We start from the raw sequence: 23,214 nt of genomic DNA, 5'->3' as shown, positions 1-23,214 counted from the left end.
AAGGACGAAGGCAGGACGCCTATCGTCGATTGAGCGGCGTGGCGACACAGGGGCCACGCCCGTCGATCATCGCGGCCGCATATTCGGGGGCGCGGCGGTCATGCGCCGAATCGAATTGCGAATGAACAATTCGCAAGGGGCCCCGATTGGCTTGTTGTGGACGCTGCACCGGCCATCGAGAATGTCGTTGCGGCTCACCCAAAGGATTTCATCGCCCGGAATCGACGATATCTGTTCGAACAAGGCAAAGGCTTCACGGGTGCCGTGCAGGTCGTAAACACGAAAAAGCTGCGCCTGGGTCAGGGGCGCCAGATCCTGTTCCCAGCTCGACAGCTTGAGATATTGATGCGAATATTTGAAACGCAGCAGATCGAAGGGGAAATCCTTCGGCAGGATTGTCGTTTCCTCTGCCAGTTCTTCGCGAATTTCCCGGCGAAGACATTCCTCGCCGCGCTCGATCGCGCTCTGCTCCTCCGCCGACCATTTCAATATCTTCCCGATGAATTTTCGCCGCGTATAGCCGCGCACGTCGTTGGTGACGTCCTCGCCTTGCATGCGATTTTCCGGGATGAACCCGAATGCGTCGAGTTCCAGCGGACCCGATTTCGGATGACATTTATAGACACCGCCAATCGCGGAATAATCCTCCGGCCGATGCAGGTTCTTTATGACGGCGAAGCATCCGTCGTCCCGCTGGATGCGCAGCAGCGCCGATACCGAAATGCGCGCCTTTCCACCCGGCCGCCAGACCGACATGCCGATCAGGCGCCGTTCCTTCTGCAATTTTGCAAAGGCGCTCGCGACGCCCTGTTTCGCTACACCTGTCGCGGCGTCAACGACCAGCGATCCCACTACCTGCTCGATCACCGGCATTGCCCCCCAATGTCGAAAACCCGGGACATTAGAATGCAGAGTCGCGCAAATTGCAATGGCGCGGCGGCGGCGGATCGCAAAACCATCGCGATTCCTGAAAAGCGCCGATGCAGTCCCTCGGCGCTCGTCCCAATAGAAGGGCCGGTCGCCCGCGATCGTCACCCGCGCCATGCGGCGTACCGCGCCGAGCCGCCTGGCGAAGACGCGGGCGATGTCGTGGACCGCGGTCAGCGAGCGGCACGACCTGCAATCGCGCGAAGGCCCGCCGGCGCCGAGTCAAGTTCAGCGCCGCTTTTCCTTCGCCCGCTACCCCTCGATCTCCGCGGTCGCGGCGCGCTCGATCGCCGCCTGCCAGCTCGGGCGCACCGGCAGGCCGAACAGCTCGGTCAGTGTCTCGGCAATCCCCTCGGCGGTCAGATAGCGCCGCTCGCTCGTCCCGTCGGCGCGGCGGATGGTCAGCCGGTTGTCGCGCAGCGCAAGGCGCGCAGCGGCGGTCGTTCGCGCCGCGATCAGCTCGTGGCGGAAATGCGAATCGGGGTGGGTCGCGGTATACCAGTTGGCGACCTCATAATCGATCGGCGCCGGCGGCTCGTCGTCGATCGCATAGAGCGGCGCCCATTCGTCTTCGATCGCGATGCGCACCGACCAGCGGCTGCCGCGCCGCACGATCCGATAGCGCTCGTGCGCGGTGGCCTGCGCCGCCTCGCTGTCCATCGCCAGCGGGCGCGGCGGCACCGCCGACCCGAAACCGACGTCGGACAGCCACGGACGCCCATCGATGCGCACGCGCAGCACCATGTGGCTGCGCGGCGCCGGCGGCGCATCCGGCGGCCGCATCCAGCGCACCCGGCCGAGCAACCCCTCGGCCTCGAAGCCGATCGCGCGCAGCACGCGCAGGAACAGACCGTTCTGCTCGAAGCAATAGCCGCCGCGCCGCGCGTCGATCAGCTTCGCCGCCACCGCCTCGGCGCCGATGTCGATATGCCCCTCGACCAGCGCGTCGATCGATTCGAAGGGGATCGCCGCGATATGCGCCGCCTGCAGCGCCTCGAGCACCGCCAGCGTCGGCCGCGCCGGCCCGGAATAGCCGATGCGCGCGAAATAGCGCGCCAGCAGCGCCTCGTCGGGCGGCGGCGGCACGGCAGCGGACTCATCGGGATCGGGGCGATAGAGCATGGGCGAATCTCCGGTTTCGCGAATCAATGCCGCCGTAATGCAAGCTCAACCGCAGTTGAGGTCAAGCGGCGGTTCATCCGGGTGGCGACGCAGTCGGGATTTGGAAGGGGCCATTCCCTGTCTCGTCACCCCGGATCAAGCCCGGGGTGACGAAGAAAGCAAAACCTCGCTCCCGCTTCCAAACCGCGTCACCCCTCCCTCCGGGAACCCCATCGCCGCTCGCGGGTCTCTTATCCGAAGCCCCGCAAGGAGATATCCGATGAACAAATTCCTGCTCGCCCCGCTCGTCGCCGCGACCGCCCTTGCCGGCGGCTGCGCCTCGACCGGCTATGGCTATGACGACGGCTATCGCGGCGGAGGTGGCGGCGGCTGGTACGCCGACGACCATTATCGCGACGGCGATTATCGCGAGCGCCGCCTCGGCAGGAACGACCGCGTCTATCGCGGTCGCGACGGGCGCTATTATTGCAAGCGCTCGGACGGTACGACCGGCCTCATCGTCGGCGGCATCGCCGGCGGCGCGCTCGGCAACGTCATCGCGCCGGGCGATTCGAAGACGCTCGGCACCATCCTCGGCGCCATCGGCGGCGCGGTCGCCGGCCGCGCGATCGACAAGGGCGGCGACGACGACGTCCGTTGCCGCTGAGTCCGCTTGGGCGAATCGGGACGGTCGTGGCATGATCGCCGACGAAGGGAGACTGCCATGACCGACCGTCGCTCCACCTGCGCCCTGCTCGGCGCCACCCTGTTGCTGGCCGCCTGCGGTCCATCCGCCGACCGGACCGCAGCCACCGACCGGCCCGCGCCCGCCGACCAGGCCGCCCCGGCGAGCGCGCCCGCCGCCGACACCGGCCTCGCCGCCTATGTCGGCAAATATCCGTTCGACAAGGTGGACGGCGTCGCCTGGACCGATCATCCCGCGGTCAAGGCGGGCCTCGCCGCGACCGTGACCGACGCGAAGATCCGCCAGACCATCGCGGCCGCCGGCGCCACCGCGGCGCCGATCGAGCTATATCAGGGCAAGGTGATGTCCTGGGCGTGCGAGGCGCATAATTGCGGGCCGCATCAGTGGGCGGTGCTGATCGACCCGGCGAGCGGCGCGACCGACGCCTGCTATCATGACGAGGATGTCGACGCCGGCCGCTCGCACTGGTTCCTCGCCGGCGGCACCGAGGAATGGCGCGACGGCAATTGCCAGCTCGGGCAGGATGAAGGCTGAGCCGAGATTCGTCGCCGCCTATTGGTGGCGCGTGCATCCGGGCAAGGAGGATCAGTTCCGCGCCGCCTGGCGCCGCGGCACCGAGTTGATCCGCGAAAAATACGGCTCGCTCGGCTCGCGCCTCCACCGCGAGGCGCGGCCCGACGGAACGACGCGCTTCGTCGGCATCGCCGAATGGCCCGACCGCGCGACGTGGCAGGCGGCGTTCGACGCCAAGATGGTCTATGACGAACCGGCGACCCGCGCCGCCTTCGTCGATGCCATCGCCGACGCGGGCGACGAACCGCTGCTGCTGCTCGAGGTCACCGACGACCTGACGGACTGAGGTGGCAACGTCGTTTGAGGGGCGAAGCGGGGTTTTACTCGATTTCGTCACCCCGGACTTGATCCGGGGTGACGATCAAGGGAATCCAACCTTCCAGTGCCGGACGACCTCATCACCGAGACAAGGTAGGATTCGACTCCCTCCGGGATAAGGAACATAATGGGAACATCTATCCGAGTCGGAGACGAACGATGGACCCGGAATATCGCTATTTCCTCGGCTTCCGCCCCGCCCTCGCGCTACGCGCGCTCCTCGCCGCGCAGCAGGCGCGCGCCGGTCAGCACAAACGCCGGGTCGAGGCGGCGCGGCTCCATCTTACCCTCTGCACGGTTGCCGAGCGGCGCGCGACCGACGCATCGCTCGTCGCCCGCGTTGCGGCGGCGCTTGCGGACCGGTTACCCGAAGCGCCGCCGATCCGCCTCGGGCGCGTCCATGCCCGTGCCCGCGGCGCCGAAATCGTCACGCGCGGACAGCGGCGCGAGATATGCGGCTTCTACGAAGCGGCCGCGGCGCGGCTGCGGGCGGCGGGCATCGCGCCGCTCCACCGCAAGGCGGGACTGCGCCCGCATATCACCCTCGGCTATGACGCCTGCGCCTTCGCGTCCTTCGACATCGCCGCCTGGTGGCTCCCCGAAGACCTGCTGCTCATCGAAAGCCATGTCGGCAAAGGGCGCCACGTCGTGCTCCTGCGCCTGCCGCTCGCGCGCCCGGCGCAGGCGAGCTTCGCCTTCGACGAACCGCCGCTGCGCCTCGCCGCCTAAGGTCCCCGACCCTAAGCCTCCAGCGTGTGCGCCAGCGTGATCTCGCAATCGAGCAGCTTCGAGATCGGGCAGTTCGCCTCGGCGTCCGTCGCCAGCCGGGCGAAATCGTCGGCCGCGATCCCCGGCACCTTCGCGGTCAGCGTCAGCGCCGATTTGGTCACCCTGAAACCCTCGCCATCCTTGTCGAGCGTCACCTCGGCGCGCGTGTCGAGCTGGCCGTCCGTGTGCCCGGCGCGCGCCAGTCCGAACGACAGAGCCATGGTGAAGCAGGCGGCGTGCGCCGCGGCGATCAGTTCCTCGGGGTTGGTGCCGGGCCCGTCCTCGAAGCGCGAGGCGAAGCCATAGGGTTCGCCGTCGAGCGCGCCGCGCGCGGTCCAGATATGCCCCTTGCCGTCCTTGCCCAAACCTTCGTAGCGGGCGCTTGCGCTGTTCACGGTCATCGTCTTTCTCCTTGTCGACAGGGTATGATCAACGCCGCGCCACCCCGGCCCGATCGAGTTCCGGGCCCAGCCGCCCGGTCAGCCACAGGCCCCACATGCGGAAATCGGCGGCGAGGCTCCACAGCGGATAGGTGAAGGTCGCGGGCCGGTTCTTCTCGACCCCGAAATGCGCGACCCACGCGAAGGCATAGCCCGCGACGGGCAGCGCCGCGAGCCATCCCCAGCGCCCGGTCGCCGACGCGGCGAGCGCGATCAGCACGACCAGGCTCGTCCCGACATAGTGCAGCGCCCGCGTCGAGGGCTTGCTGTGCTCGCGCAGGTAAAAGGGCCAGAAATCGGCGAAGCTCGTATAGGTTCGCGCCATGGCGGCAGGATGCGGCGACGGAGGGGGCGGGTCAAGGGTGTTGGCGACCGGGCCTATGGAACGAGGCGGACGTTCAAGGACCGGGCTGCGATCCCCTCCCACCTGCGAGAGGGGCAGCGAGGCTTGGCAGCGTGCCTGGTCACCTGGAACTGAATTCGTCCTATAAAGATCGTCATGCTGAACTTGTTTCAGCATCCATGGCCGGTTCTTTCCTTACAAGCTGCGCTTATTTCGAGGGCCGGCCATGGACCCTGAAACAAGTTCAGGGTGACGCTTGCTAGAGCGGGGTGCCGTAAATCTGCAACGCGCCTTATCCGTTCGTGTCGAGCGAAGTCGAGACACCCATCGGTCTTACGCCACCCCGATGGGTGTCTCGACTTCGCTCGACACGAACGGGACGATGGGTCAGATTTAAGGCTCGATGCTCTAATGCCGCGAACTTCGTTTCCACTATACTAGCCGCAGCGGGGTAGGAGAAGTATGGCCGCTCCCCTCACCCCCGCTTCAACCGCACCAGCGCCGCATCGAGCGCCTGCAGAAACCGTGACCGGTCGGCCTTGGAAAAGGGCGGCGGACCGCCGACGCCGTCCCCCATCCCGGCGCGCAGGTCGGCCATGATCGCGCGCGTCGCGATGGCGGGGCCGATCGACGCGGCGGTGAAGGGCTTGCCGGTCGGCGCCAGCACCGCCGCCCCCGCCTTCAGCGCGCGGTCGGCGAGCAATATGTCGGCGGTGACCACGATGCTGCGGTCGTCCGCCGCGTCGGCGATCCAGTCGTCGGCGGCATCGAAGCCGTCCGACACCACCACCCGCTCGACCAGCGGATGCTCGGGCACGCGCAGCCGGCTGTTGCTGACGATCTTCACCGGCACCGCGTGCCGCCATGCGACGCGGTACACCTCCTCCTTGACCGGGCAGGCGTCGGCGTCGACCAGGATGACCGGCGCGGCGCTCATCCCGCCACCCCGTCCCACAGCAGCTTGGCGCCGAGCGCGACCATCAGCAGGTAGATGATCAGATAGAAACGCTCGGGCTGCATCCGCTTGAGCCACCGCACGGTGAGCAAGGTCGAGACGATCGCAAGCGGCATCAGCAGCAGCGCCGCGACGACGACCTCGTGCCGGAAGGCGCCGAGCGCCAGATAGGCGGGCACCTTCATCCAGTTGACGATGGCGAACAGGATCGAACTCGTCCCGATGAAGGCCAGGTGCGGCAGCTTGCGCGGCGTCACCCACATCTGGAACGGCGGGCCGCCGGCATGGGCGATCTGGCTGGTCAGCCCGGTCGCGAAGCCGAACAGGCTGCCCACCCAGCCCGGCGAGCGCGACGCGGCGACGACGCGCCCGCCGCGCTCGACCCACAGGCGATAGAGGCCGAAGGCCAGCGTGATCGCGCCCAGCGCCGCCATAAGCTGCGCCTCGTTCACCCGCTCGGCATAGAACCAGCCCGCCGCGACGCCCAGCGCGGCGCCGGGCACCATCCAGGCGATGATCCACCCGTCCCATGTGCGGCGAAAGGCCCAGACGCTGACCACGTCCTGCACGATCAGCACCGGCAGCAGCACCGCCGCGGCGGTCGCGGGCGGCAGCACCAGCGCCGCAAGCGGCGTCGCGAGCGCGCCGACCCCGGCCAGCCCGCCCTTCGCCATGCCGAGCAGGATCACCGCGACGACGAGCGCCGCGAGCGTCGCCGGCTCTGCAAGCAGGCTCATGCCGTGGCGGCGCCTGACGGTTCGGCGGGCGCCTCGGGCAACCGCCAGTCGATCGCGCCGCGCCCCTGCGCCTCGAGGAAGGCATTGGCCTGGCTGAACGGCTTCGATCCGAAGAAACCATTATGCGCCGACAGCGGCGACGGATGCGGCGCACGCAGGATCAGGTGCGGACTGCCCGGCCCCAGCCCCGGCACGTTCGCCGCCTTGCGCTGCGCGTGGCTGCCCCACAGGATGAAGACCTTGGGCGCCGGGTCGGCGGCGACCGCCGCGACCGCGGCGTCGGTGAAGCGCTCCCACCCCTTGCCCTGATGCGACGCGGCCATTCCCGCCTCGACCGTCAGGCAATTGTTGAGCAGCAGCACGCCCTGTTCGGCCCAATGCCCGAGGTAACCGTGCCGCGCCGGCGGAATGCCGAGGTCGGCCTGCATCTCCTTATAGATGTTGACCAGGCTCGGCGGCACCCGCACCCCCGGCTGCACGGAAAAGCACAGCCCGTGCGCCTGCCCCGGCCCGTGATAGGGGTCCTGTCCCAGGATCACGACGCGCACATCCTGCGGCGGCGTCGCGTCGAGCGCCGCGAACCAGTCACGCGGGCGCGGATAGATCGCCTTGCCCTTCGCGCGCTCGCCCGCCAGAAACTGCTTGAGCGCCGCCATATAGGGCTGCTCGAACTCGCCGCCGATCCGCGCGAGCCAGTCGGAATGAAGCTTGACCTCGGCCATGCGCGCCCTTCGACCAGAGCCGCGCGGCCTTGTCCAGAGGGTTATCGGCGGCTAGTGCGCCTGCACCAAGCAAAGTATTTACCTCCGTTCGTGCTGAGCTTGTCGAAGCACCGTTCTTCCTTCTGCGACGCTGAAAGAAAGAACGGCCCTTCGACAAGCTCAGGGCGAACGGATAAGGGGCAAGACGATGACACAGGATATCGGCGGCGCGCTCGAACAACTGGAAAGCGTTGTCCGTGACCGGCTCGCCGCGGGCGACGCGAACGCCTCCTATGTCGCGAGCCTCGCGGCGAAAGGCCGCGGCAAGATCGCGCAGAAACTGGGCGAGGAAGCGGTCGAGACCGTCATCGCCGCGCTGACCGAGGACGACGCCGCGCTGGCCGGCGAGGCGGCCGACCTGATCTTCCACCTGACCGTGCTGCTGGCCGAGCGCGGCCTCGGCTGGGCCGATATCGCCGCCGAACTCGGCCGCCGCCACGGTACCTCGGGCCACGCCGAAAAGGCCGCCCGCCCCCAATAGACAAGCCCAAGCGACAAGACGGAGTCCGCGATGCCGATCGACGCCACCCAGCCCTATGACGACAGCAACATCTTCGCGCGCATCCTGCGCGGCGAGCTACCGTGCAAGAAGGTTTACGAGGACGAACACGCCCTTGCCTTTCACGACATCAACCCGCAGGCGCCGCTGCACATCCTCGTCATCCCCAGGGGCGCCTATGTGAGCTGGGACGATTTCTCGGAGCGCGCGAGCGCCGAAGAAATCGCAGGCTTCGTCCGCGCCGTCGGCGAGGTCGCGCGCGATCAGGGCCTCGTCGCCCCCGGCTATCGCCTGCTCGCCAACGTCGGGCTCGACAGCCATCAGGAAATCGCCCACCTCCACGTCCACATCTTCGCCGGCCAGCCGCTCGGCCCGATGCTCGTGCGCTGAAGATAGGCTGAAAGAGCACTCCGAGAACACGTCACCCCGGCGAAAGCCGGGGTCGCAGTCGGTTTACGCGGCGCTGCCGGAAAAGGCCACCAGCGGCCCCGGCTTTCGCTGGGGCGACGATCTCTGCTTCGCGCCTGTGCGTCCCGTCACATCCTTTCCCCACCGCCCCGCTATCCTGCCGCCCGCCGGTGACGGGTGGACTCTCGCCCCTGTTTCCAGCAGGATAGCGCGCGTGCCAACAGGGAAGGGCGGCGGAATGAAGCAGGGATGGCGCGCGTTCGCGAATCGGCTGACCGGCGGGATGCGCCTCGCGCTGATCGTCCCCCTCGCCGCACTGCTCGCCGCCGCGGGCGGCGACACCGTCCCGCAGGTCACGCTCGCGACGCCGGGCAGCTCGGGTACCGGCGACGGCACCATCACCCGCTTCACCCTGCGCTTTTCCGAGGATATGGTGCCGCTCGGCGATCCGCGCGCCAAAGCCCCCGCGACCCACGACTGCAAGCTGCCCGCGACCGGCCGCTGGGTCGACACGCGCACCTGGGTTCTCGAATTCGACCAGCCGCTGCCGGGCGGCAAGCGCTGCACCGTGTCGCTGCGCCCCGACCTCGCCACCGCGCGCGGCGTGTCGGTGGTCGGCAACGACCGCTTCGCGCTCGACACCGGTGGCCCCTCGGCGCGCGCGGTGCTCGCCGGCGGAACTTACGATGGGATCGAGGAGGACCAGATCTTCCTCGTCGCGACCAACGTCGCCGCCGACCGCGTCTCGGTCGGCCGCTTCGCCTATTGCGCGGTCGACGGCATCGGCGAGAAGATTCCCGTCGACGTGCTGCCGCGCGAGACCGCGACCGAAATATTGACCGGCCTCGGCCGGAACGACTGGCGAGCGCGCTCCTTCGCCTATGACGCCGGCCTGCCCGAGCGGCTGCCCGCCGCGGGCGCCGACCGCGACGCCGCGCTCGACCGCATCGTCCCCCTCAAGTGCCGCCGCCCGTTGCCGCCGGGCCGCGACATGGCGCTCGTCTGGGATGCGCGCATCCAGCAGGCCGGGGTGCCGTCGCGCACCGCCGGGCGCGACCAGCGCTTCGACTATGACGTGCGCCCGGCGTTCACCGCGAAGATGGCGTGCCGCCGCGTCAATCCGCAGGCGGGCTGCAACCCGATCGAGGCCGTCACGCTGAAATTCGCCTCGCCGGTCGCGCGCGCTACCGCGCTGGCCGCGACGCTGTCCACCGCCGACGGCCAGCGCCTGGCCGCAAAGGCTTCCGACAGCGACAGGAACGATCCCTGGCTGACCGAGGTGCATTTCGCCGGCCCGCTGCCGCAGAATGTCGACGCGACGCTGGCGCTGCCCGAAGGCGTCACCGACCAGAGTGGCCGCACGCTTCAGAATCAGGCGAATTTCCCGCTGAAATTCCACATCGACCGCGCCCCGCCGCTGGTCAAGTTCGCCGCCCCCTTCGGCATATTGGAGGCGGGCGAGGGCGGCGTCCTCCCCGTCACCGTGCGCGGGGTCGAGGCGTCGCTGGTCCGCAAGGATCTTCAGATGCCCGCGCGCACGCTGCGCGTCGGCGACGACGATGCCGCGATCGCGCGCTGGCTGAAGCGCGTCGACGACGCCGACGACACGGATTACCGGCAGGAACGCGACGCGACGGGCAAGGACGTCACCGTCAACTATACCGGCATCACCTCGGTCTTCGACGACGCGCCCGCCGGCGGCACCCGCCGCGACCTGACGCTGACCCCGCCCGGCGGCGGCAAGGCGTTCGAGGTCATCGGCATTCCGCTCAAGGAAAAGGGCTTCCACGTCGTCGAGATCGCCAGCCCCGAACTCGGCGCCGCGCTGCTCGGGCGCCAGGCGACGCGCTATGTCGCGACCGCCGCGCTGGTCACCAACATGGCGGTGCATTTCAAATGGGGCCGCGAAAGCTCGCTGGCCTGGGTGACCTCGCTCGACAGCGGCAAGCCCGTCGCCGGCGCCGACATCCGCGTCACCGACAGTTGCACCGGCCGCCAGCTTGCGCGCGGCACCGCCGACAAGGCGGGCCGCCTCGCCTTTCCGACCGGGCTGCCCGAGCCGGAAACCTGGTCGAGCTGCGGGAAGGACCCCGACCCCGCCGACAGCGAGGGTCATGCGCTGATGGTCACCGCGCGCGCGGGCGACGATTTCAGCTTCACCCTCACCGACTGGGGCGACGGCATCCGCCCCTATGATTTCGACCTGCCCTATGGCTGGTCGGAGCGCGGCGACATCCTCCACACCATCTTCGACCGCGCGCTCGTCAAGGCGGGCGAGACGGTGAACATGAAACATGTCCTGCGCCGCCCCGTCGGCACCGGCTTCAAGACCCCCGAACCGATGGCGGGCAAGCTGCGCCTCGTCCATCGCGGTTCGGACACCGAGTTCGAAATGCCCTTCGCGATTCAAGCGGACGGCAGCGGCGAGACGCGCTGGGACGTCCCCAAATCGGCGCCGATGGGCGATTACAGCCTCGTCTTCGTCACCAAGGACAAAGAGGGCAAGGACAGGACGATCTGGACCGACCAGTCGATCCGCGTCGACGAATATCGCCTGCCGACGATGAAGGCGGAGATCACGGGGCCGAAGACGCCGCCGGTGCGCCCGACCAGCGTGCCGCTGTCGCTGTTCGTCGGTTATCTCTCGGGCGGCCCCGCGCCCGGCCTGCCGGTCGAACTGCGCACCGATTTCCGCCCGAGCTGGTCGCCGCCGCAGGATTATGAGGGCTGGGATTTCGACGGCCAGCCGGTCGAGGAAGGCATCGTCCAGCTCGATGACGACGGCGACGTGCCCAGCGCCGACATGCCGCTCGCGCGCTCGCTGCCGCTGACCCTCGGCGCCGACGGCACCGCGGCCACCAACGTCATCGTCGATCAGCCGATCAGCGAGCCGACGCTGATGGCGGTCGAGATGGACTATGCCGACGCCAATGGCGAAACGCTAACCTCCAGCCGCCGCATCACCCTCTATCCGTCCGCCGTGCGGCTCGGGCTCAAGACCGACGGCTGGCTGATGCGCGACGACGATCTGCGGCTGAAATTCGTCGCGCTCGACCTCGAAGGCCAGCCGATCCGCGGCCAGCGCATCGAGGTCGCGCTCTATAACCGCGAGATCATCACCGCCCGGCGGCGCCTGATCGGCGGCTTCTACGCCTATGACAACCAGATGCGCACCACCCGGCTCGACGCGCATTGCAGCGCCAGGACCGACCGGCTCGGCCGCGCCGATTGCGCGATGGCGCCCGGCGTCTCGGGCGAGGTCACGGTGGTCGCGACCACGACCGACGCCGACGGCAACGAGGCGCGCGCGGTACGCTCGGTCTGGCTTGCCGGCGACGACGACTGGTGGTTCGGCGGCGACAATGGCGACCGCATGGACGTGATCGCCGAACAGCCGCGCTACGACGCCGGCGACACGGCGAAATTCCAGGTCCGCATGCCCTTCCGCGAAGCGACCGCGCTCGTCACCGTCGAGCGCGAGGGCGTGCTGTCGAGCTTCGTCACGACGCTCGAGGGCACCGACCCGGTGGTGAAGGTCAAGCTCCCCGCCACCTATGCCCCCGACGTCTATGTCTCGGTCATGGCGGTGCGCGGGCGCGTGACCGGCGGCGAAAGCTGGTTCCGCCGCATGAAGCGCGCGGTCGGCTTCGAGGTCGAAAAGAGCGAGGCCGCGCCCCCGACCGCGCTCGTCGACCTCGCCAAGCCGAGTTACCGCCTCGGCATCGCGCGCATCAAGGTCGGCTGGGAAGGCCACCGGCTCGGCGTCAAGGTCAAGACCGACAAGAAGAGCTATGCGGTGCGCGACACCGCGAAGGCGAGCATCGAGGTCAAGACCCCCGACGACAAGCCCGCCGCGGGCGCCGACGTCGCCTTCGTCGCGGTCGACGAGGCGCTGCTCCAGCTCGCGCCCAACGAAAGCTGGAAGCTGCTCGACGCGATGATGGGCGAACGCACGCTCGACGTGCTCACCTCGACCGCGCAGATGCAGGTGGTCGGCAAACGCCACTATGGCCGCAAGGCGCTCGAACCCGGCGGCGGCGGTGGCGGCGACCTGTCCGGCCTGACGCGCGAGGATTTCCGCCCCGTGCTCTTGTGGCAGGGTCATGTCGCGCTCGACGCCAAGGGCCGCGCGACGGTCGACGTGCCGCTGTCCGACAATCTCTCCGCCTTCCGCCTCGTCGCGATCGCGACCGACGGCTCGCAATATTTCGGCACCGGCGAAACCAGCGTGCGCACCGTGCAGGATCTCGCGATCTTCGCCGGGCTCCCCGAACTCGTCCGCACCGGCGACAGCTATGACGCGCGCTTCACGCTGCGCAACGGCACCGACAAGGCCATGACCGTCACCGCGACCCCGTCGCTGCTCCCCGCGGTCGCCACCGGCCAGCCGCTGACCGTGACCATCCCGGCGGGCGGCGCGGTGCCGATAAGCTGGACGATGACCGCGCCCGAAACCCTCGGCAGGCTGCAATGGACGGTCGAGGCGGCGTCGAAGGACGGCCGGCAGCGCGACCGGCTGGTCTTCGACCAGATGATCGAGCCCGCGGTGCCGATCGAGACCTGGGCGGCGACTCTCTTCCGCGTCGGCGCCGACACCAGCCTGCCCATTGCGCCGCCCGCGGGCGCGCTGCCGGGCGGCTTCGTCGACATCGCGCTGTCCGATACGCTCGCGCCGCCGCTTGCCGGGGTGCGCGACTATATGGCGATCTACCCCTATGACTGTTTCGAGCAGCAGGCGTCGCGCGCCGTCGCGCTCGGCGACATCGGGCACTGGCAGGCACTCGCCGGGGCGATGCCGACCTATCTCGATGACGACGGGCTGCTCCGCTATTGGCCGAGCGAGCGGCTGCAGGGCTCGCCCGAGCTGACCGCCTATGTGCTCGCGATCACCGCCGCGAACGGCTTCGCCATCCCCGAGGCTTCGAAGGCAAGGATGATCGCCGCCCTGCAGGCGCTCGTCGAGGGACGGCTCGACCGCAAGGGCTATGGCCCCTACGACATCCGCCTCGTCCGCGTCGCCGCGCTCGCCGCGCTCGCGCGCAACAAGTCGTCGAATGCCCAGCTCGTGGCGACGGTCGACATGGCGCCGCAGGATATGGCGACCGGCACGCTCGCCGACTGGCTCGTCGCGCTCGAACGGACGCCGGGCGTCAGGAACGCCCCGCGCCTCCGCGCCGAGGCCGAGGCCGAGCTTCGCAAGCGCCTCGTTTACGAAGGCACGCGCCTCGACCTCGTCGACGACGCGAAGGCGCCGTGGTGGATGATGATGAGCGGCGACGAAATGGCGATCAAGACGCTCGAGGCCGTGCTCGGCCGCAAGGGGTGGGAGGATGACGCGGGCAAGCTGATGGTCGGCGTCGCCCAGCGCCAGCGCCGCGGCCATTGGGACACGACCCCGGCCAACGCCTGGGGTGCCACCGTCGTCCGCCGCTTCGCCGAACTCTATCCGGCGAGCGCGATCACCGGCACGACCCGCATCGCGCTCGCGGGCGGCAGCGCGGCGCAGGGCTGGCCGATGCCCGCCGGCACCGCGCCGCTCAGCGTCCCGCTCGCCGCGGGCACGATGAGCCTGCGGCACGACGGCGGCGGCGCGCCCTGGGCGACCGTCCGCGTCCGCGCCGCCGTGCCGCTTCAGGAGCCGCTCAACGCCGGCTACCGGATCAGGCGCACGATGAGCATCGTCAAGGCGGCCGACCCCAAACGGCTGGTGCGCGGCGACGTCGTCAAGATCCGGATCGAGGTGACCGCCGCGGCCGGCCGCACCTGGGTCATCGTCAACGATCCGATCCCGCCCGGCGCGACCATCGTCGGCAATCTCGGCGGCCAGTCGGACATGCTCGCCGACCAGGCCGACGGCTCGGGCTGGCAGCCGAGCTATGTCGAGCGCCGCAAGGATAGCTGGCGCGGCTATTTCGCCTGGATGCCCGCGGGCACCCACGCGGTCGAATATGTCGTGCGCCTGAACGGCTCGGGCCGCTTCACCCTGCCCCCGACGCGGGTCGAGGCGATGTATTCCCCCGCCATCCGCGGCCAATGGCCGAACGGCGCGATGACCGTGGCAGGGTCGGCCGAGTGATGATCCCGATGGCTCGGCAAAAAACCCAAGCCCCTCCCCTTCAGGGGAGGGCCGCGAGACTTGCGAACTTGTTCGCTAGTCGCAGCGGGTGGGGTCCATCGGCCTTGCGCAAGGCCGATGGACCCCACCCCCAACCCCTCCCCTGAAGGGGAGGGGCTTATTGTGACATCCGCAACGGAATTATCGCTCTATCAGATGGTCCAACAGCAGCGCCGATTCCGCCTCTTCGATGCCCTCGCGTGGATCGCGCTCGCGTCGCTGATCCTCGTCACCGCCGCGCATCTCGTCACCAAGCCCCCGGCGATGCCCGCCTACGCCGACGTCCGCGCCGCGTGGAAGCCCAGCGAGGCGTGGCTCTACGACCGCGACGGCCGGCTGCTCGACACGATCCGCGTCGACTTCCAGCGCCGCCGCCTCGGCTGGGTGCCGCTCAAGAATATCAGCCCCGCCGTCCGCGACGCGGTGGTGACGGCCGAGGACCGTCGCTTCTGGTCGCACGGCGGGATCGACTGGCTGGCCATCGCGGCCGCGATCCGCGCGCGCCTGACAATGGGGGGGACCGGCGGCGCGTCGCGCGGCGCCTCGACGCTGCCGATGCAGCTCGCCGCCTTCCTCGCGCCCGAACTCGCACGGCCCGGCCACCGGAACTGGCTCGCCAAGCTCAAGCAGATGCGCGCCGGGCAGGCCCTCGCCGCGAACTGGACCCACGAACAGATGCTCGAAGCCTATCTGAACCTCGTACCGCTCCGGGGCGAGGCGCAGGGGATCGGCGCCGGCGCGAACAGCCTGTTCGGCAAGCGCCCGGCCGAGATGACCCGCACCGACGCCGCGCTCCTTGCCGGCCTGCTCCCCAACCCGTCGGCGGGCGCGAAGACGCTCGGCGACCGCGCCTGCCGCATTGCGCACGCAAAGGATTGCGGCGCGATCCGGGCGGCCGCCGCGACGCTCGTCTCGGGCGAGCGCGCGGCGCGGCTCGACCCCGCGCTCGCGCCGCATCTCGCGATCCGCCTGCTCGAAAGGCCGGGCCAGCGCGTGACCACGACGATCGACCGCCACGCGCAACAGATCGCCATCGCCGCCATGCGCCGCCAGCTTTCGGGCCTCGGCGCCGAACGGGTGCGCGACGGCGCGGTCGTCGTCCTCGACAACGCCACCGGCGACGTGCTCGCCTATGTCGGCGGCGTCGGCCTGAACTCGACCGCCGCCGCGGTCGACGGCGCCAACGCCCGGCGGCAGGCGGGTTCGACGCTCAAGCCGCATCTTTATGCGCAGGTCATCGAACGGGGCTGGCTGACCGCCGCCTCGATCCTCGACGACAGCCCGGTTCAGCTCGATACCGCCTCGGGCCTCTATGTGCCGAAGAATTACGACCACAGCTTCAAGGGGCCGGTCAGCGTCCGCAAGGCGCTCGCCAGCTCGCTGAACGTTCCCGCCGTCCGCACCCTCGTCATCGACAGCGTGCAGGCGTTCCGCGACCGCCTCTGGGCGCTCGGCTATCACGGCGTCGTCGAGGACGGCGACTACTACGGCTACTCGCTGGCACTCGGATCGGCCGAAGTTTCGCTGGTCGAGCAGGCTAATGCATTCAGAACATTGGCTAATTATGGAAAGTGGTCACCGGTGACCTATGACGTTTCGCGGCACTTTCGCCAACATCCGCGCGCCATCGTCAGCCCCGCCGCCGCCTTCGTCGTCGGCGACATCCTCTCCGACGCCACCGCGCGCACCGACGCCTTCGGCGCCGACAGCGCGCTGCGCCTGCCCTTCTGGGCCGCGGCCAAGACCGGCACGTCAAAGGCGATGCGCGACAATTGGTGCATCGGCTGGTCCGACCGCTACACGGTCGCGGTCTGGGTCGGCAATCTCGAGGGCGACTCGATGCGCGCCGTGTCGGGCACCTCGGGCGCCGCGCCGGTGTGGCGCGACGTGATGATGGCGCTCCACGCCGGCCACCCCGGCAAGCCGCCCGCAGTGCCCGAGGGGGTCGAGGTGCGACGCATCGCGCTGCCGGGCACCCGCGAGCCGCCGCGGCGCGAATATTTCCTCCGCGGCACCGCGCAGAGCGTGATGGCGGCCGCGCCGCAGGCCGCGCGCCGCCCGCGCATCGTCAATCCGGTCAACGGCAGCGTCTATGCGATCGACCCCGACATTCCCGCGGACCGCCAGCGGCTCGCGGTGACCGTCAGCGGGGCGGTCGCCGGCCACCGGCTGATCCTCGACAAGCGGCCGGCGGGCGACGCCGACGCGGGTCTCCAGATCGTGCCGCGCCCCGGCAGCCACGTCCTCGCGCTCGTCGATCCCGGCGGACGGACGATCGATCGCGTCCGCTTTACGGTACGGTAAGCGCGGCTGGACCCCACCGAAAGCCGCGCTGGTCCCGTGAAATTAAGTTGCGCTGACGGAAGGAGCGGCTAGTCTGCGCCGCCAGGAGAGGGCGCCGTCGACGGCCGCCCGACAAGGGGATATTTCTATGATATTTGGCCGGGTCAAACCGTTGGACGCCATTTTGGCGACGGCGGAAAAGAAATCGCTGACGCGAACGCTAGGCGCCTTCCAGCTCACCATGCTGGGCATCGGCGCGGTGATCGGCACCGGAATCTTCGTGCTGACGGCCGAGGCTGCGCAAAAGGCGGGCCCCGGCATGATGGTCAGCTTCGTCATCGCCGGCTTCGTCTGCGCCTTCGCGGCGCTCTGCTATGCCGAAATGGCGTCGATGGTGCCCGTCTCGGGCTCCGCCTATACCTACAGCTATGCCGTGATGGGCGAAATGATCGCCTGGATGGTCGGCTGGGCGCTGATCCTCGAATATGCCGTTGCGGCCGGCGCGGTGTCGGTCGGATGGTCGGGCTATGTCGTCGGGCTGCTGCAAAATGGCCTCGGCATCCACTTGCCACCGACCCTCGTGCTCGGGCCGTTCGACGGCGGCATGATCAACCTGCCCGCGATGCTCATCGCCGGTCTGGTGACCTGGCTGCTGGTGATCGGCACGCGCGAGTCGGCGACGGTGAACGCGATCCTGGTCGTCATCAAGGTTCTCGCGCTGACCGTCTTCATCATCCTCGCCGTGCCGGTGATGAACATGCAGAATTTCGAGCCTTTCGCTCCGCTCGGCATCGGCGGCATCGGCGCCGCGGCCGCCTCTATCTTCTTCGCCTATGTCGGCTTCGACGCGGTGTCGACCGCGGCGGAGGAAACCAAGAATCCGCAGCGCAACATGCCGATCGGCCTGATCGGCAGCCTCGCGATCTGCACCATCTTCTATCTGCTCGTCGCGGCGGGCGTCATCGGCAGCGTCGGCGCGCAGCCGATGGGCATCGACGCCGCCACCGGCCATGCGCTCGAACCCGGCAGCCGCGAACTGGCGGCCGCATGCGGCGCGATCGCCGATCAGGCGGTGGTCTGCTCGAAGGAGGCGCTGGCCTGGTCGATGCGCGAGATCGGCTGGACGCAGGTCGGCAATCTGATCGGCCTCGCGGCTGGTCTCGCGCTGCCGTCGGTCATCCTGATGATGATGTTCGGCCAGACCCGCATCTTCTTCGTGATGAGCCGCGACGGTCTGCTGCCGCAGGCCTTTTCGAAGATCCATCCGAAATTCCACACGCCGCATGTCATCACGATCATCACCGGCGTCGCGGTGGCGCTGTTCGCCGCCTTCTTCCCCGTGGGGCAGCTCGCGAACATCTCCAACTCGGGTACGCTGTTCGCCTTTGCCGCGGTGTCGATCGCGGTGCTGGTGATCCGCCGGACCGATCCCGGACGCCATCGCCCCTTCCGCACGCCGGCGATCTTCATCACCGCGCCGGTCGCGATCGCGGGCTGCATCTATCTCTTCTTCAACCTCGATCACAAGAGCATCATCCTCTTCCTGATCTGGGCCGCGGTCGGCCTGCTCGTCTATTTCCTCTACAGCCGGTCGCGCAGCCATGTCGGCCGCGGGATCGTGGAGGTGCACGAGGATGATCCCGACGCACCGCCGCAGCCGGTGCCTCCGATCGCCGAATAGGGAAAGGGGGCTTCGGCCCCCTTTTCTCTGCCCGTCAGAAAGGGCTTTTGGGCGCGGTGCCCGGCCGGGTGAACAATCTGCCGCGCTCGGCCCACAGGACGAGCAGCAGCCCCGTCACGGCGCAGATCATGAAGGCATAGGCGAGCGGCAGCGTCGTTCCATCATATTGCTGCCCGATCAGCGCGCCGACGACCGCCGCGAGCAGCGTCTTGGCGAAACTCTGATAGGAGGAGGCGACACCCGCCATATGGCCGAAATCCTCCATCGCGATCGACCCGAAATTGCCGCCGATGAACCCGATCAGGCCGACGTTGACCATCATCAGCAGCGTGAACATGGTCAGCGTCTCGACACCGCTGAGCGCCGCGACGATCTGCGCGAGCGCCGTGACCATGAAGGCGAAGACCGCGGCCTGCGACACGCGCCGCGCGCCGAAACGCTCGACGATCCGCGCGTTCGAGAAATTGGCGATGGCGATGCCGATCGCGACGCACGCGAATATCAGCGGGAACAGCGCGCGCGCGTCGAACACCTCGGCGATGATCTGCTCGCTGCTATTGAGATAGCCGAACAGCGCCCCCTGCATCAGGCCGGACGCGATCATATAGCCCGCGGCACGGCGGTGGCGCGTGACCGTCAGCCAGCCCGCGATCATCGTCCGCCAGTCGAGCCGGCGCACGTCCTGCGGCTCGAGCGTTTCGGGCAGGCGGCGCAGCCACGCGATCATCAGCAGGCTCATCGCGGCGAAGACGAAGAAGATCGCGCGCCAGCCCGCCAGCGCCGCGACCCCGGCGCCGATCGACGGCGCGATGATCGGTACGATCATGAAGACCAGAAAGATCAGCGACATGCGCTTGGCCATCGCGTCGCCGACGAACAGGTCGCGGATCACCGCGATGACGACCACGCCCAGCGCCGCGCTGACGAAGCCGTGGCCGAAGCGCAGCGCCAGCAGCATCGGAAAGCTCATCGACAGCCCGCTGCCGATCGCGAAGACCGTATAGGCGATCAGCGCCGGCACCAGCACGCCCTTGCGCCCGAAACGGTCGGCTAGCGGCCCGTAGAGGAGCGAGCCGAAGCCGACGCCGAGCAGATAGATGGAGATCACATATTGCCGGTCGTTGGCGACAGTCACGCCCAGCGCCTCGCCGATCGCGGGCAAGGTGGGCAGCATCGAATCGATGGCGAGGGCGTTGAGCGCCATCACCATCGCCATCATCATCACCATTTCGCGGTCGCCGGGCAGGCGGGGGCGCGTCGGCGCGGCGGGGGCGGTCGGATTGTGCATTGCAGCAACATATGGACGGAGCCGCTCCGTTTGACCAGAGCCAACCCCGTCCGTCATCCGGGCATAGCTATTCCTGCGGCGGCGCCTGCTCCTCGATCGGCAGGCCCAGCTTGGCGAGTTGCGGCTTCACCGTCTTCGCATCGCCGACGACGACGATGACGAGGTGGCCCGGCTGCAGGTCCTTCGCCGCCGCCGCGTTCAGGCTTTCGGCCGTCAGCGCGCCATAGACCGCGGGCAGCGTCTCGTAATAATCGTCGGGCCGGCCGAAGCGGACGATCTGCTCGATCCCGTTCGCGATCTGTCCCCGCGTCTCGAACCGGTTCGGCAGGCCGCGAATATTGCCTTCCCTGATCCGGTTGACCTCCACCGCCGTCGCGCCGCGCGCCGCCGGATAATCGCGCATCTCGCGCAGCATCTCGGCGATCGCGTCGCCGGTGCGATCGCTCTGCACCGGCGCCTGGACATAGAAGGGCATCCGGCCCTCGGTCTCCTGGATCACCGAGCGAACGCCATAGGACCAGCCCTTGGTTTCGCGCAGATTCTGGTTGAGCCGCGACAGGAATCCATTGCCGAGAATTTCGTTCGAGGCCTTCAGCACCTCGTTCGCGTCCTTGCCGGTCTCGGGCAGCACCCGGCCCGCGGCGATGACCGACTGCGGCGCGCCGGGCCGGTCGATCAGCACGATATGCTGGGGCTGTTCGGGAATGGCGAGATCGAACGCCTTGGTCGCCGCCGGGGTCGCCGGCGCGGCCCAGTCTCCGAATGCGCGGTCGAGCGCCGCGACCGCCGCCGCCTTGTCGACATCGCCGACGACGACGATCCGCGCCGTATCGGGCCGGATCGACGCCGCATGCGCCGCGGCCAGATCGGCGGGGGTCAGCTTCGCGACGACGGCGCGGCTGCCGCTGCCCGTCATCGGCGCGCCATAGGGATGGTTCGCGCCATAGATCAGCGGCGGCAGCGCTCGCAGCGCGAGCAGGAAAGGGCTGTTCTCCTCCTGAGCGATCTCCGCGATCCGCTGGTCGCGGACGCGCTCGACCTCGGCGGGCGCAAAGGCGGGGTTGCGGACGATATCGGCCATCAGCGCCAGCGACGGCATCAGGTTGCTGCTCAGCGTGTCGAGCGACACAAAAGTCGAATCGAGCCCCGCCCCCACGTTGATGCTGGCGCCCAGCCGCTCCTGCTCCTCGGCGATCGCAATCGCGTCGCGGCTTTTGGTGCCCTCGTCGAGCATCGCCGCCATGAAGCTCTGCGTGCCGCGCGCGTCGGACGCATCGGCGGCATAGCCGGCGTCGAAACTCACCGTCACCGTCACCTTCGGTACCGCGCTACGCTTCGCGAAGGTGACGGGAATGCCGTTCTTCAGCGTCGCATGCTCGATCGCAGGAAAATCGAAGCTGCCGACCGGCTCGACCGACGGGAAGCTGCGCTTGGCGGTCGCCGCCGGCGTCGAGACGGGAGCGGCCTGGTCCGCATCGGCGGCCCGATAATATCCGATCCGCGGGCTGCCGGCCTTTTCCCAGCCGCCGCGATTCTCGCCGCCTTCGGTGCGCTGACCGGGATCGACGCGGATCGCCGCCACCGGGCGCGTCAGCCATTTCTGCATCGCGTCGCGCACGTCGGCGGGCGTCAGCGCGGCGAGCGCCGCCAGGTCCTTTTTGTACTTCTCGACATCGTTCGAGAAGACGAGCCCTTCGGCCAGCGTCGCGCCCTTGCCGCCGAAGCCGCCCACCTGCTCGAGCTGACCGACCTGCGCCGATACCAGGCTGGCGACCGCGCGGTCGAGTTCCGCCTGCGTCGGGCCGTTCTTGACGAAGTCGGCGAGGATCGCGTCATAGCGCGCCTCGGCCTGCGCGACGTCGACCCCGGGCTTCACGTCGATATAGCTCTGCACCATCGACGCGTGCTGAAAGGGCACCAGATAGGCGGTCACCGCCACCGCGAGCTGTTCCTTGCGCACCAGCAGATTGTCGAGCCGCGAGCTCGCAAGCCCGCCGAGGATATACATCCCCGCGTTCAGCGCCGGATAGCTCGGGTCGTTGAGCCCCGGCACCGCCCAGTTGCGATAAAGGCGCGTCGTCGCGACCTGATCGGTGATCGTCTTCGCGAACGGCTTGTCGAGCGTCGGCACCGGCGCATCGACCGCAGCGATCGCTGGGCCGGCCGGAATGTCGCCGAACCAGCGCTCGACCTTTGCCTTCGCGGTCGCCGCGTCGATGTCGCCGGCGAGCACCAGCACCGCATTGTTCGGCCCGTAATTGTCGCGGAACCATTGCTTCACATCGTCGAGGCTCGCGGCGTTGAGGTCGGCCATCGAGCCGATCGTCGAATGGCGATAGGGGTGGCCGACCGGGAACAGCGCGTCCTGCGCCTCATAATCGACGATACCATAGGGCTGGTTGTCGCCCTGCCGCTTTTCGTTCTGGACGACGCCGCGCTGCTGGTCGAGCTTCTCCTGCGTCACCGCGCCGAGCAGATGCCCCATGCGGTCGCTTTCCATGAACAGCGCCAGGTCGAGCGCACCCGTCGGGACCGTCTCGACATAGTTGGTACGGTCGAGCCAGGTCGATCCGTTGGTCGGGGTCGACCCCGCCGCCTCGAGCGGCTCGTCGAAATTGGGCACATTCTCGCTGCCGCCGAACATCAGATGCTCGAACAGATGCGCGAAACCGGTCTTGCCCTTGGGCTCGTTCTTCGACCCGACGCGATAATAGGTCGTCACCCCAACGATCGGCGCCTTGCGGTCGGTGTGGACGAGCACGGTCAGCCCGTTGCCGAGCTGGAAGCGCTCATAGGGAATATCGACCGCGGCGACCGTCGCGGCGAGCGCCTTGGCCTCGGACGATGCGGCAGCGGGCTTCTCCGCCACAGCGGCGAGCGGCGCACTCGCCAGCACCAGCGCGAGCACGGCCAGCGAGGCCGACAGCTTGGATTTCTGCATGATTTCCCCCGTTTGCTGAACGCGATATATCTCCGCCGACTATCGAACCTCCGCCGACGGACGCCAAGGGGTTTTCGACGAGCGACGGGTCGACGGTAAAGGCAGGGATGCGCGGCTCGCAAAGCCTGCGATATGAATGACCGGTCTCGACCCGGAATTCGCCGTCTCATCCTTCGTCACCCCGGACTTGATCCGGGGTCCCGCTTGAGATCGAAACCTGCTCTGTCCATCAAAAAGCGGGATCCCGGATCAAGCCCGGGATGACGAAAGGGGGGGTATGGCAGCTCCACACCCCACGGTGGACCTCACACTTAGACAGGAGGGAAGCCCCCAAACGAAAAGAGGCCGTCCGTCGCCTCGGCAACGAACG

18 protein-coding genes are annotated in these 23,214 nt (G+C 68.6%); 9 read left to right on the top strand and 9 right to left on the bottom strand.

Going from position 1 to position 23,214, the window contains the following annotated elements:
* Nucleotides 1-66: 66 nt before the first annotated feature.
* Nucleotides 67-1,035: an SMODS-associated NUDIX domain-containing protein gene (locus FHR21_RS01695; RefSeq protein ID WP_184094664.1), complete on the bottom strand. Its 969-nt coding sequence runs from the start codon at nucleotides 1,033-1,035 to the stop codon at nucleotides 67-69.
* A gap of 144 nt (nucleotides 1,036-1,179) precedes the next feature.
* The gene (locus FHR21_RS01690; RefSeq protein WP_184094662.1) at nucleotides 1,180-2,049 is read right to left on the bottom strand and encodes an arylamine N-acetyltransferase family protein; all 870 of its coding nucleotides are present in this window, start codon (nucleotides 2,047-2,049) and stop codon (nucleotides 1,180-1,182) included.
* A gap of 259 nt (nucleotides 2,050-2,308) precedes the next feature.
* On the opposite strand from FHR21_RS01690, the gene FHR21_RS01685 reads away from it, so the two are divergent.
* The 4 genes from FHR21_RS01685 to FHR21_RS01670 all read left to right on the top strand — a co-directional run bounded on the left by FHR21_RS01685 (nucleotide 2,309) and on the right by FHR21_RS01670 (nucleotide 4,354).
* Nucleotides 2,309-2,695, top strand: coding sequence for a glycine zipper 2TM domain-containing protein (locus FHR21_RS01685; protein ID WP_184094660.1), 387 nt, complete (start codon nucleotides 2,309-2,311; stop codon nucleotides 2,693-2,695).
* Nucleotides 2,696-2,752: 57 nt separating this feature from the next.
* Nucleotides 2,753-3,268, top strand: a complete 516-nt coding sequence (locus FHR21_RS01680) for a hypothetical protein (protein ID WP_184094658.1) — start codon at nucleotides 2,753-2,755, stop codon at nucleotides 3,266-3,268.
* Nucleotides 3,258-3,593, top strand: coding sequence for an antibiotic biosynthesis monooxygenase family protein (locus FHR21_RS01675; protein ID WP_184094656.1), 336 nt, complete (start codon nucleotides 3,258-3,260; stop codon nucleotides 3,591-3,593). The genes FHR21_RS01680 and FHR21_RS01675 overlap by 11 nt, the downstream gene beginning before the upstream one ends.
* Before the next feature lie 191 nt (nucleotides 3,594-3,784).
* The gene (locus FHR21_RS01670) at nucleotides 3,785-4,354 is read left to right on the top strand and encodes a hypothetical protein (RefSeq protein ID WP_184094654.1); all 570 of its coding nucleotides are present in this window, start codon (nucleotides 3,785-3,787) and stop codon (nucleotides 4,352-4,354) included.
* Nucleotides 4,355-4,365: 11 nt separating this feature from the next.
* Here FHR21_RS01670 and FHR21_RS01665 read toward each other — a convergent pair whose 3' ends face one another.
* From FHR21_RS01665 to ung, 5 genes are all read right to left on the bottom strand, one after another.
* On the bottom strand, nucleotides 4,366-4,794 hold the full coding sequence (locus FHR21_RS01665) for an OsmC family protein (protein ID WP_184094652.1): 429 nt from the start codon (nucleotides 4,792-4,794) through the stop codon (nucleotides 4,366-4,368).
* A gap of 28 nt (nucleotides 4,795-4,822) precedes the next feature.
* A complete protein-coding gene (locus FHR21_RS01660; protein ID WP_184094650.1) occupies nucleotides 4,823-5,158 on the bottom strand; it encodes an Mpo1-like protein in 336 nt (111 codons plus the stop codon).
* 493 nt (nucleotides 5,159-5,651) lie between these two features.
* Nucleotides 5,652-6,113: a YaiI/YqxD family protein gene (locus tag FHR21_RS01655; protein WP_184094648.1), complete on the bottom strand. Its 462-nt coding sequence runs from the start codon at nucleotides 6,111-6,113 to the stop codon at nucleotides 5,652-5,654.
* On the bottom strand, nucleotides 6,110-6,868 hold the full coding sequence (locus FHR21_RS01650) for a sulfite exporter TauE/SafE family protein (RefSeq protein WP_184094646.1): 759 nt from the start codon (nucleotides 6,866-6,868) through the stop codon (nucleotides 6,110-6,112). The genes FHR21_RS01655 and FHR21_RS01650 overlap by 4 nt, the downstream gene beginning before the upstream one ends.
* Complete coding sequence (gene ung, locus FHR21_RS01645) at nucleotides 6,865-7,590, bottom strand: uracil-DNA glycosylase (protein ID WP_184094644.1); 726 nt, start codon at nucleotides 7,588-7,590, stop codon at nucleotides 6,865-6,867. Before ung ends, FHR21_RS01650 begins: the two co-directional genes overlap by 4 nt.
* A gap of 199 nt (nucleotides 7,591-7,789) precedes the next feature.
* Between ung and FHR21_RS01640 the strand changes: the two genes are divergently transcribed.
* The 5 genes from FHR21_RS01640 to FHR21_RS01620 all read left to right on the top strand — a co-directional run bounded on the left by FHR21_RS01640 (nucleotide 7,790) and on the right by FHR21_RS01620 (nucleotide 18,615).
* Nucleotides 7,790-8,110, top strand: coding sequence for a phosphoribosyl-ATP diphosphatase (locus FHR21_RS01640; protein WP_184095534.1), 321 nt, complete (start codon nucleotides 7,790-7,792; stop codon nucleotides 8,108-8,110).
* 30 nt (nucleotides 8,111-8,140) lie between these two features.
* Nucleotides 8,141-8,518 carry a histidine triad nucleotide-binding protein gene (locus FHR21_RS01635; protein WP_184094642.1) on the top strand — a complete coding sequence of 126 codons (378 nt, stop codon included), beginning with the start codon at nucleotides 8,141-8,143 and terminating at the stop codon, nucleotides 8,516-8,518.
* Between the two features lie 256 nt (nucleotides 8,519-8,774).
* A complete protein-coding gene (locus FHR21_RS01630; RefSeq protein WP_184094640.1) occupies nucleotides 8,775-14,612 on the top strand; it encodes an alpha-2-macroglobulin family protein in 5,838 nt (1,945 codons plus the stop codon).
* A gap of 195 nt (nucleotides 14,613-14,807) precedes the next feature.
* Nucleotides 14,808-16,955 (top strand): penicillin-binding protein 1C, encoded by a 2,148-nt coding sequence (gene pbpC / locus FHR21_RS01625; RefSeq protein WP_184095532.1) that lies wholly within the window; start codon nucleotides 14,808-14,810, stop codon nucleotides 16,953-16,955.
* Between the two features lie 127 nt (nucleotides 16,956-17,082).
* Complete coding sequence (locus FHR21_RS01620; RefSeq protein WP_184094638.1) at nucleotides 17,083-18,615, top strand: amino acid permease; 1,533 nt, start codon at nucleotides 17,083-17,085, stop codon at nucleotides 18,613-18,615.
* A gap of 34 nt (nucleotides 18,616-18,649) precedes the next feature.
* On the opposite strand, the gene FHR21_RS01615 is transcribed toward FHR21_RS01620, so the two are convergent.
* On the bottom strand, nucleotides 18,650-19,903 hold the full coding sequence (locus FHR21_RS01615) for a multidrug effflux MFS transporter (RefSeq protein WP_184094636.1): 1,254 nt from the start codon (nucleotides 19,901-19,903) through the stop codon (nucleotides 18,650-18,652).
* A 67-nt stretch (nucleotides 19,904-19,970) separates the two neighbouring features.
* Nucleotides 19,971-22,844, bottom strand: coding sequence for a M16 family metallopeptidase (locus FHR21_RS01610; protein ID WP_184094635.1), 2,874 nt, complete (start codon nucleotides 22,842-22,844; stop codon nucleotides 19,971-19,973).
* Nucleotides 22,845-23,214 lie beyond the last annotated feature (370 nt).

Origin of the sequence: Sphingopyxis panaciterrulae, from assembly GCF_014199295.1 — a bacterium.
Lineage (GTDB): Bacteria > Pseudomonadota > Alphaproteobacteria > Sphingomonadales > Sphingomonadaceae > Sphingopyxis > Sphingopyxis panaciterrulae.
This window is presented reverse-complemented; position numbering and strand designations above follow the sequence as displayed.